Genomic DNA, 16090 nt, shown 5'->3' on the forward strand with positions numbered 1-16090 from the left:
ACCGCGCCCGGACCAGCCTCTACCGCCCCGGACCCCGTACCGCTCAGCGCGCGTACCGCTGGGGCGCCTTCGTCGGGTTGCCGCCCTTCGGCAGGGACTCGGACGGGCAGCCGTCCAGCACCCGGCGCATCGCGGACCGCTCCGGGGCCGTCACCCACAGCCGGTACTTGCGCTTCACCGCCACCTGCCGGGCCACGTACGCGCAGCGGTACGCCTTGTTCGGCGGCAGCCACGTCGCCGTGTCACCGTCGCCCTTGGCCCGGTTGGGGCGGGAACCCACGGCCAGCAGGTTCAGCGGATCGTTCGCGAACGCGACCCGCTTGCCCCGGTCCCACTTCGCCGCGCCCTTCTGCCAGGCGTCGGACAGGGCGACCACATGGTCGATGTCGACCCGGCTCGCACCCCGGCGGAACGCCACGTCCCGGCCCGAGTACGGGTCCCGCGCGAGCGTCCCCGACATCACCCGGCACCGGTCACCGCCGCCCGAGCGCACCTCGGTGAGATCCCGGCGCAGTATGTCGTCACGGGTGCCGCAGCCGTTGGAGTCGGTGTCCACCCATGGGCTGCCGAACCGGTCCCGGTCGTAGCCGGTACGCGGCGCACGGCCCTTCACCGCCAGCTCGTCCACCGCCGCGACCGCGCTGCCCGGCGCACCCCGCGCACCGCCGTCCGGACCGCCGCCGCTGTCCCCGCCCCCGCCGCCACCGCCGTCCAGCTCCAGTGAGCAACCGGTGGCCGCGACGGCCACCGCCAGCACGAACCCCGCCAGCCGCACGGGCACCGCACCCGACCTCATCCGACTCCCCTCCCCGTACCGGACCACAGCGGTCCGGCACCGCACCCCGCCGCCGTACCGGTACCTCGGTACGGCGGTCCGGCGGTGCACCGATGTGCCGATGTGCCGGTACGGCGCGATGTACCGACGTACCGGTGTACGCCGCTACGAGCCCAGGATCGACGCCAGGAACTCGCCCGTCCACGCCAGCAGCTCACGGCCCATCAGCGGCTTGCCGCCGACCTTCGCCGTCTTCGGGCGCGGTACGAGGACCTGCCGGGTACCGGGCTTGATCACCGAACCCGGGTACAGCCGCTTCAGCCGCAGCTCCTGCGACTCCCGCAGCTCCACCGGCGCGAAGCGGATGTTCGTGCCCTGAAGGACCACCTCACCCACCCCGCACGCCCGCGCCAGCATCCGCAGCCCGGCCACCAGCAGCAGGTTCTCCACGGGCTCCGGCAGCTTGCCGTAACGGTCGGTCAGCTCCTCACGGACCGCGGTGACATCCGCCTCCGTGTTCGCGGACGCGATCGAACGGTACGCCTGGAGCCGCAGCCGCTCCCCCGGCGCGTAGTCGTGCGGGACGTGCGCGTCGACCGGCAGCTCGATCTTGACCTCCAGCCACGGCTCCTCCTCCACCCCGCCCTCCAGCGACGCCCGGTAGTCCGCGACGGCCTCGCCCACCATCCGTACGTACAGATCGAAGCCGACGCCCGCGATATGACCGGACTGCTCGCCGCCGAGGAGATTGCCCGCGCCCCGGATCTCCAGGTCCTTCATCGCCACATACATACCGGCGCCCATCTCGGTGTGCTGGGCGATCGTCGCGAGCCGCTCGTGCGCGGTCTCCGTCAGCGGCTTCTCCGGCGGGTACAGGAAGTACGCGTACCCCCGCTCCCGGCCCCGCCCGACCCGGCCGCGCAACTGGTGCAGCTGCGACAGGCCGAAGTTGTCACCGCGCTCCACGATCAGCGTGTTCGCGTTGGAGATGTCGATACCGGACTCCACGATCGTCGTCGACACCAGCACGTCGTACTTCTTCTCCCAGAAGTCCACGACGACCTGCTCCAGCGCCTGCTCCGACATCTGGCCGTGCGCCGTCGCGATCCGCGCCTCCGGGACGATCTCCCGCAGCCGCGCCGCCGCCCGGTCGATCGACTCCACCCGGTTGTGGATGTAGAAGACCTGGCCCTCGCGCAGCAGCTCCCGCCGGATCGCCGCGCCGATCTGCCGCTCCTCGTACGGACCGACGAACGTGAGCACCGGATGGCGCTCCTCCGGCGGGGTGGTGATCGTCGACATCTCGCGGATGCCCGTCACCGCCATCTCCAGCGTGCGGGGGATCGGCGTCGCCGACATCGTCAGGACATCGACATTGGCCCGCAGCTTCTTCAGCTGCTCCTTGTGCTCGACACCGAACCGCTGCTCCTCGTCCACCACGACCAGGCCGAGGTCCTTGAACTTCGTCTCCGACGAGAACAGCCGGTGCGTACCGATCACGATGTCGACGGAGCCGTCCCGCAACCCCTCCAGGGTCGCCTTGGCCTCGGAATCGCTCTGGAACCGGCTGAGCGCGCGGACGTTCACCGGGAACTGCCCGTACCGCTCGCTGAACGTGCCGAAGTGCTGCTGCACCAGCAGCGTCGTGGGGACGAGGACGGCGACCTGCTTGCCGTCCTGGACCGCCTTGAACGCGGCCCGCACCGCGATCTCCGTCTTGCCGTACCCCACGTCGCCGCAGACGAGACGGTCCATCGGGACCGTCTTCTCCATGTCCTCCTTGACCTCGGCGATCGTGGTGAGCTGATCGGGGGTCTCCGCGTACGGGAACGCGTCCTCCAGCTCCCGCTGCCAGGGGGTGTCCGGGCCGAAGGCGTGGCCGGGCGCCGCCATCCGGGCGCTGTACAGCTTGATCAGGTCCGCCGCGATCTCCTTGACCGCCTTCTTCGCGCGGGCCTTCGTCTTCGTCCAGTCGGCACCGCCGAGCCGGTGCAGGGTGGGCGCCTCGCCGCCGACGTACTTGGTGATCTGCTCCAGCTGGTCGGTCGGGATGTACAGCCGGTCACCGGGCTGGCCGCGCTTGGCGGGCGCGTACTCCACCACCAGGTACTCACGGGTCGCGCCCTGCACGGTCCGCTGGACCATCTCGATGTAGCGGCCCACGCCGTGCTGCTCGTGGACGATGTAGTCGCCCGTCTCCAGGGTCAGCGGATCGATCGTCTTACGGCGGCGGGCCGGCATCCGCTGGCCGTCCTTGCCCGTGGACCGCTGGCCGGACAGATCGGTCTCGGTGAGGACGGCGAGCCTCAGGACCGGGTCCACGAAGCCGTACTCGATGGAGCCGCAGGCCACGTGCACGAGTGCGGGGGTCAGGCCGGCGCCGGAGGTGTCCACCCCTGGCTCGGTCACGCCCGCCTTGGCTGCCCCTGTCTTGGCGGCCCCTGTCCTGGTGGCGTCAGCCTTGCCGGGGGCTGCCTTGCCTGTGGGTGCTTCGTCCGGGGTGCCGAGGGTGGTGAGGCGGGCCGGGATGCCCTCCCCGCCGAGCACCTCGACGGTACGGACCGCCGGGCCGTGCCCCTGGGTGACGAACACCGTGCGCCAGCCGTCCGCGAGCCAGCCCTTGGTGTCGGCGAGGGCCCGCGCGGTGTCGCCCCGGTACGACTCCGGTGCGTGCATCCCCAGCTTGAGGGTGTCCGACCCGTCGGGGGTGGCACTGCCGTCCGCGGCGAACGGGGACACCGTCCACCACATCATGTCCAGCTCACGGGCCCGCTCCCGCACGTCCGCGATGGACCACAGGGAGGCCGCGCCGACGTCGATGGGGGCCTCGCCGCCGCCCGCGCTCGCCGCCCAGGACGCCTGGAGGAACTCCTGCGAGGTCGCCACCAGGTCCGCCGCCCGGGTCCGTACCCGCTCCGGGTCGCACACCACGGCCATACTGCCCGCCGGGAGCACGTCGAGCAGCAGCTCCATGTCGTCCACGAGGACCGGCGCCAGGGACTCCATGCCCTCCACCGCGATGCCCTCGGCGATCTTCCCGAGGAGTTCGCCCAGCTCCGGGTGGGCCTCGGCGAGGGCCGCGGCACGGGCCCGCACCTCGTCGGTGAGCAGCAGCTCCCGGCACGGCGGCGCCCACAGACCGTGCTCCGCGACCTCCAGCGACCGCTGGTCCGCGACCTTGAAGTAGCGGATCTCCTCGATGTCGTCGCCCCAGAACTCCACCCGCAGCGGGTGTTCCTCCGTCGGCGGGAACACATCCAGGATGCCGCCCCGTACGGCGAACTCGCCGCGCTTCTCCACCAGCTCCACCCGGGCGTACGCGGCGGCGGCCAGTGCCTCGACCGTCGCGCCGAGATCCGCCTGGCGCCCGGTGCGCAGCGCCACCGGCTCCAGCTCGCCCAGGCCCTTGACCTGCGGCTGGAGCACGGAACGGATCGGGGCGACCACCACCGAGACGGGACCCGTCTCGGGGTCGTCGTCGGTGGGGTGCGACAGGCGGCGCAGTACGGCGAGGCGGCGGCCCATCGTGTCGGAGCGGGGGGACAGCCGCTCGTGCGGCAGCGTCTCCCAGGAGGGGTACTCGACGACGCGGTCGGCGGGGAGCAGGGAGCGCAGGGCCGCCGCGAGGTCCTCGGCCTCGCGGCCGGTGGCGGTCACCGCGAGGACCGTGCGGGACGCGCTTCTCGCGAGGGCGGCCACCGCGAAGGGGCGGGCCGCCGGGGGGCCCACCAGGTCGATGTGCGGGCGTCGGGCGTCCCGGGCGGCCTGCACCGCCTCGGTGAGTGCCGCGTCCTCGGCAACGGCGTTCAGCAGAGCGTGCAGGCTCATGAAGGGTTTCCGTCCCGGGTGGGTGGGGCAACACGAACGCCCCGATTCTGGTCGGACCGGGGGCTTCCCAGCGTACGCCGTGCGCCTTCGCTTGCGCTTCCTAGGTCTGTCCGGCCTTGCGCACTCGTTCCTGTGCCGTCGCTCGGTGGTTTCGCGCAGTTCCCCGCGGGTCGCCTTCGCTTGCGCTTCCCAGGTCTGTCCGGCCTTGCGCACTCGTTCCTGTGCCGTCGCTCGGTGGGTTCGCGCAGTTCCCCGCGGGTCGCCTTCGCTTGCGCTTCCCAGGTCTGTCCGGCCTTGCGCACTCGTTCCTGTGCCGTCGCTCGGTGGGTTCGCGCAGTTCCCCGCAGGTCGCCTTCGCTTGCGCTTCCCAGGTCTGTCCGGCCTTGCGCACTCGTTCCTGTGCCGTCGCTCGGTGGGTTCGCGCAGTTCCCCGCAGGTCGCCTTCGCTTGCGCTTCCCAGGTCTGTCCGGCCTTGCGCACTCGTTCCCGTGCCGTCGCTCGGTGGGTTCGCGCAGTTCCCCGCGCCCCTTTGGGGCGCCATCTGCTTGTTCTTCGGGTCGGGGCCGGTCGGGATTCTCCGTCCTCGATCCGACACGCTCGGTACGACGTCCAGCGGATCTACTGAAGAGCATCGGAGTCTGCGAGCAGAGATTCCCGCCCACCCCCTCCCGCAGCAGGGCGCCTGCGCGGGGAGAGGGGTGCCCCTTCAGAGGCGCGGGGAACTGCGCGAAAACGAGGGACCGGGCCGCACCCGAAGGGCGACCGTAAGGGGGCAGCATCCAGGGGCGCGGGGAACTGCGCACCCACGAACGACCTGTGCGGGGACAAGTACGCCCAGCCGGACAGACCTCAGAAGCGCGAGCGAAGGCGACCCGCACGGGGACAGGTACGTCCAGGTGGGGGACCCCAGGGGTGACGGGGGAAACGGGATCGCCCGGTACCGAGGTGTCTCGGTACCGGGCGCCCCCCGTTCGCCGCCGCGAGGTCAGTCCGTGGCGATCGCCGTGAGCACGTTCATCCGGCCCGCCCGGAACGCGGGCACCAGCGCCGCGAAGAGTCCCACGAACGCGGAACCGACGAAGACGGTGATGATCGTCGGCCAGGGGATCTCCAGCACCCCGAGACCCTCCAGCGCGAGCAGCTTCTGCGCGGTCGTGCCCCAGCCCATCCCCAGGCCCAGCCCGAGCAGCGCGCCGAACAGCGCGATGACGACCGACTCCAGCCTGATCATCCGGCGCAGCTGGCGGCGGGACAGCCCGATCGCCCGCATCAGACCTATCTCCCGGGTCCGCTCCACCACCGACAGCGCCAGGGTGTTCACCACACCGAGCACCGCGACGATGATCGCCAGCGCCAGCAGCCCGTACACGATGTTCAGGAGCTGACCGATCTGGTTCTGGAGCTCTTCCTTGTAGTCGGTCTGGTCCCGCACCGCGTACTGCGGGTACTCCTTCATGGCGTCCTTGAGCGCCGCGTACGCCGCTTCCTCCTTGCCGTCCTCGGCCTTGGCGAAGAGCATCGAGCTCTGCGGCATCCGCTCGGCCGGCAGGTAGCGCTCGACGGTGCTGATGTTGACGTAGCGGCTGTCCATGTCGACGGTCACATCGGCGGAGGTGATCGCGGCGACCTTCAGCTTCGCCGTGTCGCCGCCCTTGAACGCGACGCTCAGCGTGTCGCCGAGCTTCACCTTGTGCTTCTTCGCGTACTCGGTGTCCACCGACATCGCGTCCTTGCCGTACGCGGCGGCCAGGTCGCCCTCGACGGTCTCGCGGCGCAGGTCCTTCGCGTACGTCGGGTCGGCCGCGGACAGTTCCTTGCTCTCGGTCTTCCCGTCCGGCGTGGTGATCTTCGCGTCGACCAGCTTGTAGCGGGTGACGTGCGACAGGTCGGAGCTGCCCCGCATCGTCTTCTCGGCCTGCGGGACGATGCCCTGGCCGGTGTTCGACTGGACGATGAAGTCCGCGCCGACCGACTTGTCCAGCTCGTCCGTCGCGGAGGCGACCATGGAGGAGCCGACGACCGACAGACACGCCACCAGCGCGAGGCCGATCATCAGGGCCGCGCCGGTCGCTCCCGTACGCCGCGGATTGCGCAGCGCGTTACGCTCCGCCATCCGGCCCACCGGGCCGAACGCCCGCAGCACCACGACACTCAGCATCCGGACCAGACCGCCCGCGAGCAGCGGACCGATCACGACGAACCCGATGAGGGTGAGGACGACCCCGACCCCGAGGAACATCGAGCCGTCGCTCGCCTTGTCGGCGGTCGCCGTCATGTACAGCGCCACGGCGCCGCCACCGGTGAGCAGCAGACCGATCCCGCCCCGGATCAGACCGGCCTTGCCGTCGGCGGGGGTACCCGCGTCCCGCAGGGCGGCCATCGGGGACACCTTGCCCGCGCGGCGGGCCGGGAGGTACGCGGCGAGGACGGTGACGACGACACCGAGGACCATGCCGATCACGGGGGTCGCCGTCTTGACGGTGAGGTCCTCCGTGGACAGCTCCATCCCCATGGAGCCCATCAGCTCCATCAGGCCCACGGCCAGTCCGACACCCGCGCCGATGCCGAGCAGGGAGCCGACGATCCCCAGCAGGGTCGCCTCCAGCAGCACGGACCGGTTGATCTGCTTGCGGGACGAACCGATCGCCCGCATCAGACCTATCTCCCGGGTGCGCTGGGCGACCAGCATGGAGAAGGTGTTGACGATGAGGAAGATGCCGACGAGCAGAGCGATCCCGGCGAAGCCGAGCATCGCGTACTTCATCACGTCGAGGAAGGAACCGACCTCCTCGCGGCCCGCGTCCGCGGACTCCTTCTGCGTCTGGATCTTGAAGGTGCCGGCGCCCAGGGCGTCGCCGACGTTCCGCTTGAGCTGGGCGTCGCTGACCCCGTCGGCGGCGGTCACACTGATCTGGGTGAACGCGTCCGTGCCGCCGAGGAGCCTGCGCTGGGCGGTCTCCGTGTCGAAGTAGACGATCGCCGCGCCCGGGTTGGTGACCTTGAAGGAGGCGATGCCGGAGATCTTCGCGGTGAAGTCGCCGGTGGCCGTGATGGTCCGCAGCTCCTCACCGAGCTCCAGCCCGTGCTTGTCGGCGGTGTCCGCGTCGACCATCACCTCGGTGGGCCCGCGCGGGGCGTTCCCGGAGCTGATCTCCATGGAACGCTCGTCGTTGCGCGTCCAGTTGCCCGCGATGGTGGGGGCGCCGGACGTGGGTCCGACGTTCTTGTCCTTCGCGTCGACCACCGTGACCCCGGTGGAGGCGATCGAGCCCTCGGCGTCCGCCGCGCCCCGCGCCTTCGCCGCCTTGCCCACGACCGACGCGGGCACCGTCTCGGGACGGCCGTTGGCGGGGGCATCCCCCGCGGCCCCGCCGGACGACTTGGCGGAGACCGTGACATCGGAGCCCGTCGCCGCGAACAGCTTGTCGAAGGTGGTGTTCATGGTGTCCGTGAACACCAGGGTGCCGCAGACGAACGCGACCGACAGCAGCACCGCCACCGCCGACAGCACCATCCGTCCCTTGTGCGCGGCGAAGTTGCGCAGGGACGTCTTGAGGACCGTCATGACGTGCGCCCCCGGGCGTCGAAGTCCTTCATCCGGTCCAGCACGGCCTCGGCGGTGGGCCGCAGCATCTCGTCCACGATGCGGCCGTCGGCGAGGTACAGCACGCGGTCCGCGTACGACGCGGCCACCGGGTCGTGGGTCACCATCACGATCGTCTGCCCCAGCTCGTCCACCGAGCGGCGCAGGAAGCCGAGGACCTCGGCGCCGGCCCGGGAGTCGAGGTTCCCCGTCGGCTCGTCACCGAAGATGATCTCCGGGCGGGCGGCCAGGGCCCGCGCCACGGCGACCCGCTGCTGCTGACCGCCGGAGAGCTGCGTCGGCCGGTGCTTCAGCCGGCCCGCGAGACCGACCGTCTCCACGACACGGTCCAGCCAGGCGCGGTCCGGCTTGCGGCCCGCTATGTCCATGGGGAGCGTGATGTTCTCCAGGGCGTTCAGCGTCGGCAGCAGGTTGAACGACTGGAAGATGAAGCCGATCCGGTCCCTGCGCAGCTTGGTCAGCTTCTTGTCCTTGAGGCCGGTGATCTCGGTCTCGTCCAGATAGATCTGACCGCCCGACACCGTGTCCAGCCCGGCGAGGCAGTGCATGAGCGTGGACTTGCCGGACCCCGAGGGGCCCATGATCGCGGTGAACCGGCCCCGCGCGATGTCCACGTCGACGTGGTCCAGCGCGACGACCCGGGTCTCCCCCGAGCCGTACGCCTTCACCACCTGCCGAGCCCGAGCGGCTACGGCCGTACGCTCTCCAGTACCCCCGTGCCTGGGGATGGTCACAGCCGATGTCACGGTATGTCTCCTATATCGGTCAGCTTCAGGCGAAGGGTGTCCGCCGGGAACAGCAGGCAGGATCGGCGGACACCAGGTCTCGTTCTCGTACGGCGACCAGTCTCGGACCCGGAGGGTGTCCCGCGCCCTGGTGCGCAGCGCAGTCTTTCCCTGGGGAAAACCCCACCCCCGGCCCTGTGGCCCACAGGAAGGAACCGGCCGCCCGATCCGGCAGCCCGCCCCCTCACCGCATAAAGCCAATCTAAGGAACCACCCCGGGCGTTCACGTCCTCCGGTGGTACGAAGCCTCCCCGGTCCCCGATACCGAGGTACCCCTAGGGGTTCTCCGCCCCACGAGGGAGACATCTCAGGGTCGGCTCCACCCTTGTACGCAGCCGACCCTCCCCCCTCCCCCCACGGAAGGGTCAAGTCCGTCACCCGCAAGAACCACCGACACCGCCCGGATCCGGGGTCCCCGCACCCCTCAAAACCCACCCCCTCCCGCAGTCGCCCGGCTACGGGAGGGGGTGGGCGGGAATCTCTGCCCGCAGACTCCGATGCTCTTCAGTCCGACCACTGGACGTCGTACCGAGCGCGTTGGAGCGAGGACGGAGAATCCCGACCGGCACCGACCCGAAGAACCGGCCGGACGCGCCCCAAAGGGGCGCGGGGAACTGCGCACCCCACGAACGACGGCACAGCAAACAAGCACGTCCCGCCGGACAGACCTCAGAGGCGCAAGCGAAGGCGACCCGCGGGGAACTGCGCACCCACCGAGCGACAGCACAGGAACGGAGTACCCCCCGCCGGACAGACCTCGAAAGCCCAAGCGAAGGCGACCCGCGGGGAACCGCGCAACCCCCGAGCGACGACTCAGGAACGAAGTGCGTCCCGCCGGACAGACCTGGGAAGCGCAAGCGAAGGCGACCCGCGACCCCCTACTCCTCCCCCGCCGCCCTACCGGTCAGCGCCGCCAGGCTGTTGCGCACATGCGCCATATGCGCACGGACCTCGTCCCACCGCTCCCCGTGCTCCCTGAGCACCCGCTCGGTCTCACGGGCGATCAGCTCCTCCCGCGAGGCCGCCCCGGCCAACGCCTCGGCCGCCTTGGCATCCGCGTCCTCCTGCCCGTGCCGCGCCGCCTCCTCGGCGCGCGCGTGCACACGCCGCGCCTCCTCCAGCCGCGCCTCGGCCGCGGACAGCAGCTCGGCACGTGCCGCGTCGGCAGCCGCCTCCTGCCCGGCGAGGGCCTGACCGGTCACCTCCCGGCGCTCCGCCAGCTCCCGCTCCTGCTCGGCGAGCAACGCGTCCGTCCGCTGCCGGGTGTCCGCCAGCGTCTCCTCCGCCGCGCCCCGCAGCTCCCGGGCCGCACGCTCCGCGGCCTCCCGCGCCTCCGCCGCCCCGGCCCGCGCCGCGTCGAGCCGCTCCTCGGCCGCCGTGTCCGCCGCGTCCCGCACCGCACGCGCGTGCTCCGCCGCCGACGCGGCCAGCAGCCGGCCGGCCTCCTGCGCCTCCGCGACCGCCCGCGCCGCAGCGTCCCGGGCGGCCTCCGCCACCGCCGCGACCTCCTCCTCGGCCGTCGTCAGCAGGCCCGCCGCCCGCTCGCCCAGTGACACATAGGTCTGCGGGGGAAGCGCGGCCGCCTCCTCACGCAGCCGCGCGGCCCGCGCCGCCAGTTCCTCGGCCAGGGCCTCCAGCCGTGCCACGCGCTCCCATGCCTCGTCCCCCAGCCGGGACAACTCGGACACCTGCCGGTCGACCTGCTCGGGCCGGTAGCCACGGCCCCGCTGGGTGTCGAAGCCATGGGGCGACGCCGACGCACTGCTCACCTGTCATTCCTCTCCACGACATGGCCGGAACCGACCCGGAACGGATCAAACACCGACACTCCACCCCTCCACTCGCTCAAGGATGCGCCCGAACCCGTCAAAAGTCGGAATCGGGGTACCGCCCCCGCTCACTCCCCCTACCTCCCCCTCTCCCTACCCGTCCCTACCCACCGGACCGCGCCCCCGCCCCGACACGGCGAAAGGCGCCCGGCCCCTGCCGGGCCGAGCGCCTTCCCACCGAACAAACCGAACAAGCAGGACGAACTAGACGAACTAGACGAACTGAACGAACCGAACGGCCGACCCACGCCCGACGGGCTACAGCAGGCCGTCCCACATCTGTTCCAGCAGCACCGACCACCAGTTCTCCGGCGAACCCAGCGCCGCCCCGTCGAGCGCGGCGAGCTGCGCCTGGAAGTCCACCGTCCAGCGTCCCGCCTGCTCCTGGTTCAGCCCGTACCGCAGCCGCCACATCCGGCCCAGCAACGCCAGGCAGCGGACGAACTCCGGCAGCCCCGTGTTCACGAACTGCGGCGCGACGGACGTCCCGCCCGGCCCCGCCTCCACCGGGACCGCGACGATGTTCGCCGTCCCGTACTGGACACAGATCGCCTTGCCGAAGTCGCTGCCCATCACCAGGTACGAACCGGCGTCCGGCGCGGGCTGCACCCCGCGCTCCTGTGCGAGCTCCGCCAGCGTCGGCACCGGACGGCCCGGCTGGGCCTGCGCCCAGAAGAACGGCCCGAGGTCGACCGGCAGCCCCGCCCATACGAGCGTCACCGCGACCGCCTCCGGCACCCCCTGCCGCGACACCGCCCGCTGGTCAAACCGGAACACACCCGGCCCGAACACCGCCGCGAGCTCCTGCGCGACGGCCTCCGGCCCCACCGGCGCCGCGGGCTGCACATGAGGCAGCGGCGCCCGTACCGGACCCGGCCGCGCGGGTCCGTCCGCGACCTGGTGCAACTCGCCCTGATGGGCCAGCAGTTGTCTCATGCCCTGCTGCCGCGACGCGTGGTCACGGCCGTACGGGGCGATGCTGGTGATACGGGCCTGCGGCCAGCTCTCGCGGATCATCCGCGCGCAGTACGCGCCCGGCAGCTCGCACGACTCCAGCTCCGTGTGCAGTTCAAGCACCTGCTGCGGCGGCACGTTCATCGCCCGCAGCTCGTGCAGGATCTGCCACTCCGGATGCGGGGTACCCGGCGCCGAACGCCGGATCACCTGCTGCTCGGAGCCGTCCGCCGCCCGGAACCGCAGCACCGCCTGGTACCCGGGCCCGACCGTCGGCTGACCCGCACCCTGCGGATACCCGTACCCGCCCCCCGGCGCACCGGGCGCCGGCGGCGGCATCCCGGGACCGGACCCACCCGGAACACCCGGCCCACCGGGGGCACCATGGCCACCAGGACCACCAGGACCACCGGCGATGCCGTGGGCGCCCGGAACGCCAGGGGCGCCGGGCGGAGGCGGCGGCGCCCCGGGACCCGGCACCGCCGGACCCGCGAGCATCGTCGCCGCGAGATGCACCCCGCCCCCCGGCCCGCCGGGAGCACCCGGCGCGGCAGGCGGCGGAGGAGTCCCCGGCACACCGGGCGGACCCGGAGGAGCCGGGTGCCCCGGCTGACCGGGCTGACCGGGCTGACCGGGCTGGTTCGACTGACCGGGCTGGTTCGGCTGGTTCGGCGCGCCGGGGCCCTCCGGCCCCAGTGACGAGATGAGCTGGGTCGGTACGTAACCGCCCGCCGGGGTCCCCGGAGCACCCGGCCCCGACGACGGCGGCGCGGGCGGCGTGGCAGGAGGCGGCGTCCCCGGCCGCGCACCCGGGACACCGGGCGGCGGCGGAGGCGGCGGCGGCACGGACGCACCCGTACCCGCCCGCGCACCACGCGACGGACGGCGTGCCTTGCTCGTGGCCGCCTCCGCGATGTCCCGCGCGCCCTGCGAGGAATCAGCGGCACCCGGTCCCCCGGACCCGCCCGTGCCACCCGGAGGAACGGCGCCGTGCGGCGCGCCACCCGGACCGGCGACGCCCTGACCGGCACCACCCGGCCCCGGACCCGCGTACGGCGGCGGGGTGCCCGTACCGGCGGAACCCTGCGGATGCCCGTACCCGGAAGCCCCCTGCTGCGGCGTACCGAACGGCGGGCCCTGCGGCGGCGTACCGAACGGCGCACCGTGCGGCGGGGTCCCGTGCGGCGGAGGCAGCGGAACACCCCCCGCACCACCCGACGACCCCTGCGCGGGACCCGACGGCCCCTGCGCGGGCGGATAACCACCCGGCGGCGGGGTCGACGGCACACCCGGCGGAGGCGTGGCCGGTACCGGCGGGGACGGGCTCATCGTCTGCGTCACCGCCGTCGGCGGCAGCCCGCTGCCGCCCGACATCAGCGCCGTCGGCGCGTCCGGCAGGACCAACGGCGGCTTCTCGCCCGCCACCGGCGCCGCGAACACCGTCTCGGGCAGCGGCACCGAACCGTCCGCACCGCGCCCGGCCGTGTCCGTCCCCGCCCATGGCGTCGGGTCGCCCGTCACGGGCTCCCGCGCCGTCGGCTCCCGGACCTCGTCAGACGCGGCACCGGGCCACGCACCCGCCGGGTCCCCCGTACCCCCGCCGGGCCCGGCGGTCGTCCTCGGCGACAGCACCGGCCCCGGCAACGTCTCCGCGGGACCCTCGGCACCCCCCTGAGCGGGCACACCCGGAACACCAGGCGCACCAGGCACAACCTGGGGACCAGCGGCAGCCGAACCGCCGGGCGCAGCCGGAACACCCGACCCGCCCGACGAGCCCTCCGGCGATGCCCCGGACGCCGCGGCACCACCCGGCACCCCGGCACCGGCACCACCGGCCGCACCAGCGGAACCGCCCCCGGACACACCCGCACCCGAACCCGCGTCCACCGCACGCCCGGCACCCGACGCACCCGACGCACCCGAGCCACCCGAACCGGAGGCACCCGACGTGCCCCGGCCGGACGAACCGGAACCCGACGTTCCGTCCCCCCGGCGGTCCGGGATCCCCAGCTTGTCCGCCGCCTCCTGCAACCACTCCGGAGGACTCAGCAGGAACGATGTCTGATGCAGATCGATCCGCTCCGGAACCGACGACACCGGCTCCACCGCCGCCTGCGCCCCGTACTCCTCCTCGAACCGGCGGATCACCTCACCCACCGGCAGCCCCGGCCACAGCGTGACCTCACCGCCGTCCCGGGCGATCACCAACCGCTGGGCGCCACCGTCCGAACGCGGCCCCTCCGCACGGTCCTCCGCCCACACCACGAAACCCAGGGCGAACTCCCGCACCCGCACCTCCCGGTGCTGGTACGCCGGGACCTCGGCGTTCACCCACTCCTCGCCACGCTCCTGCGCCTGCGCGAACGTCACCATCGAGAACTCACTCCCCCGCCGCCGGGCCCACGCCCTGGCCGCCCACCGGGACCGACCGCGCGAACCCGCCGTCCACCATCAGATTCGCCACCGTCTCCAACTCCGGCGGACTCCCCGCCAACCGCGACAGGAACCCGTCGAAGTCGTCACCGCACGGCAGCAGCAACCGCCGCACCCGCTCCTCCACCGACCAGCCGTCCCGGTCCCGGGCATCGTCGTACGGGCAGAACCACACCGAACCCGGCGCCTCGCCCCGCACCTTCACCGCCAGCAGACCACCCTGCACGAAACCGACCCCGAGGAAATCCTTCGTCAGGTGATCCCGCAGACACTTGTTCACATACGCGAGATCATTGACCGCCGCCTCGTCACGCACCGTGAAGAACGGCTGGTCCACCAGCAGCCCCAGCTCCGCGTCCAGCGCCGCCCCCACCGGAGCGCACCCGCCCGCGGCCTTCAGGAACGAACGGTACGAACCCGGCAACCGGTACCCCAGGTCCTCCTCCACCGCGAGCACCTGCGACTCCGACACCGCCGCCGCGCCCCGCGGCAGCGCGAAATGCGCCGGACGCGTCTCCTGCAACGGCCGCGTGCCGCGCTTGCCCTGATCCACCGGCGCCGTCGCCAGCCCGCCGTGATGCCGGAGCAACGCCTTCACCTCGACCGGCACCAGCTCCAGCCGCCGCGTCCCCGGCACGTGATGCCACGTCCACCCGTGCGGTGTCGCCACCGGCGCCACCGACTCCCACAACGGATGGCCCTCCGCCGCGAGCACCGCGTTCGCCGACACGTAGTCCGTCAAGCGCAACTCGTCGACGCCGAAACCCTCGGGCGGTTCCGCGATCTCCGCCGCCGCCCGCGCGAACGCCGAGAAATCCGGGAAACCGCTCTCGTCCACCCGCACCCCCCGAGGATGCCGCGCCGCCCGGACCGGGTCCGGGAAATGCACGACCTGCCCGGCGTACGCCGCGTTCGGCGGCGCGGTCTGCTGCCCGAGCCGACCTGTCGTCATGGCGGTTGCCCCCCTGCGGCACTGGGATGGATCGATACGTGATCATGTACGTGATCGATGCGGACGGAACTCGGTCGGCAACAGCCTATGCCGAACCGCAACACCGGTCACCGACCCGTCGATCCGGTGACCTCCAGTCACAACGACGTGACCCAAAGACGAACGACACGCGTGTCACACCACCGCGACTTCCGCACCGGTAGCCCCGTTTGGCAGGCTGACACCGCACGCGGGGGCGGCGACGACCAAGCCGGCACCCTCCCGCGGGGAGGGAAACCGCATCACGATGAGCACCACACCCAGCACATCCACCACACCCACCGACCCCGGTGGCGACCCCCGCGTAGGCTGGAGCACCGACCACACCCCCCACACACCCACCCTCGCGCACCGCCGCGACGGCATCCTCCCCACCGTCGCCGCCGCACTCTCCGTCCGCGGCGCCACCCTCACCGGCACCGCCGCCCGCGGCGACCGGCCCCCCGCCCTGCACCCCCTCGTACAGGACTATCTCGACACCCTCACGAGCGAACGCCGGGACCGGTACACCGGACGCTGCGCCGAGACGCTGCTCATCTCGCGCCACCTCACCACCGCCGACGGCGAACGCTCCAAACGCGCCCGCCGCAGACCCATGACCAACGGCGAAGGGCGCAAAGCCCTCAAGAACGCCAAACTCACCACCCGCCGCATCCGCGAGGACGACGACCCCCTCCACGGCACCTTCGCCCACCCCTGCCGCGCCTGCACCGCCCTCACCGCCCACTTCGGCGTACGCGTCGTCGACCCCACCACCGGATGACCCGCCACCGGACGCACGGGCAGCCGGCCCACCCGCCACCGGCCCGCCCCTGGGCATGAACCGGACGGCCCCGAACGGAGCGGAACACCCGCGCGCGCGAGCGCACACCCGTACCCGCCCCCGTACCC

General features: G+C 72.4%; 8 protein-coding genes. 1 reads left to right on the plus strand and 7 read right to left on the minus strand.

All coding sequences use genetic code 11. The features are described from left to right. Positions 1–43 precede the first annotated feature (43 nt). The 7 genes from OG711_RS16225 to OG711_RS16255 form a co-directional block, all read right to left on the minus strand. A complete protein-coding gene (locus OG711_RS16225; RefSeq protein WP_073783833.1) occupies positions 44–796 on the minus strand; it encodes an HNH endonuclease family protein in 753 nt (250 codons plus the stop codon). Between the two features lie 144 nt (positions 797–940). Continuing rightward, complete coding sequence (mfd, locus tag OG711_RS16230; RefSeq protein ID WP_329559569.1) at positions 941–4603, minus strand: transcription-repair coupling factor; 3663 nt, start codon at positions 4601–4603, stop codon at positions 941–943. A 985-nt stretch (positions 4604–5588) separates the two neighbouring features. Further along, positions 5589–8168: an ABC transporter permease gene (locus tag OG711_RS16235; RefSeq protein WP_329559570.1), complete on the minus strand. Its 2580-nt coding sequence runs from the start codon at positions 8166–8168 to the stop codon at positions 5589–5591. Beyond that, complete coding sequence (locus tag OG711_RS16240; RefSeq protein WP_073783827.1) at positions 8165–8953, minus strand: ABC transporter ATP-binding protein; 789 nt, start codon at positions 8951–8953, stop codon at positions 8165–8167. The genes OG711_RS16235 and OG711_RS16240 overlap by 4 nt, the downstream gene beginning before the upstream one ends. 917 nt (positions 8954–9870) lie before the next feature. Next, positions 9871–10761: a cellulose-binding protein gene (locus OG711_RS16245; RefSeq protein ID WP_329559571.1), complete on the minus strand. Its 891-nt coding sequence runs from the start codon at positions 10759–10761 to the stop codon at positions 9871–9873. Between the two features lie 318 nt (positions 10762–11079). Further along, positions 11080–14148 (minus strand): SUKH-4 family immunity protein, encoded by a 3069-nt coding sequence (locus tag OG711_RS16250; protein WP_329559572.1) that lies wholly within the window; start codon positions 14146–14148, stop codon positions 11080–11082. A gap of 7 nt (positions 14149–14155) precedes the next feature. Continuing rightward, entirely contained in the window at positions 14156–15160 is a 1005-nt protein-coding gene (locus OG711_RS16255) for an HNH endonuclease (RefSeq protein ID WP_073783820.1), read from the minus strand. Between the two features lie 286 nt (positions 15161–15446). Here OG711_RS16255 and OG711_RS16260 point away from each other — a divergent pair, with 286 nt between their 5' ends. Beyond that, positions 15447–15962, plus strand: a complete 516-nt coding sequence (locus OG711_RS16260; protein WP_073783818.1) for a YwqJ-related putative deaminase — start codon at positions 15447–15449, stop codon at positions 15960–15962. The last annotated feature ends 128 nt before the right edge of the window (positions 15963–16090 follow it).

Origin of the sequence: Streptomyces uncialis, assembly GCF_036250755.1 — a bacterium.
Classification (GTDB): Bacteria; Actinomycetota; Actinomycetes; order Streptomycetales; family Streptomycetaceae; genus Streptomyces; species Streptomyces uncialis.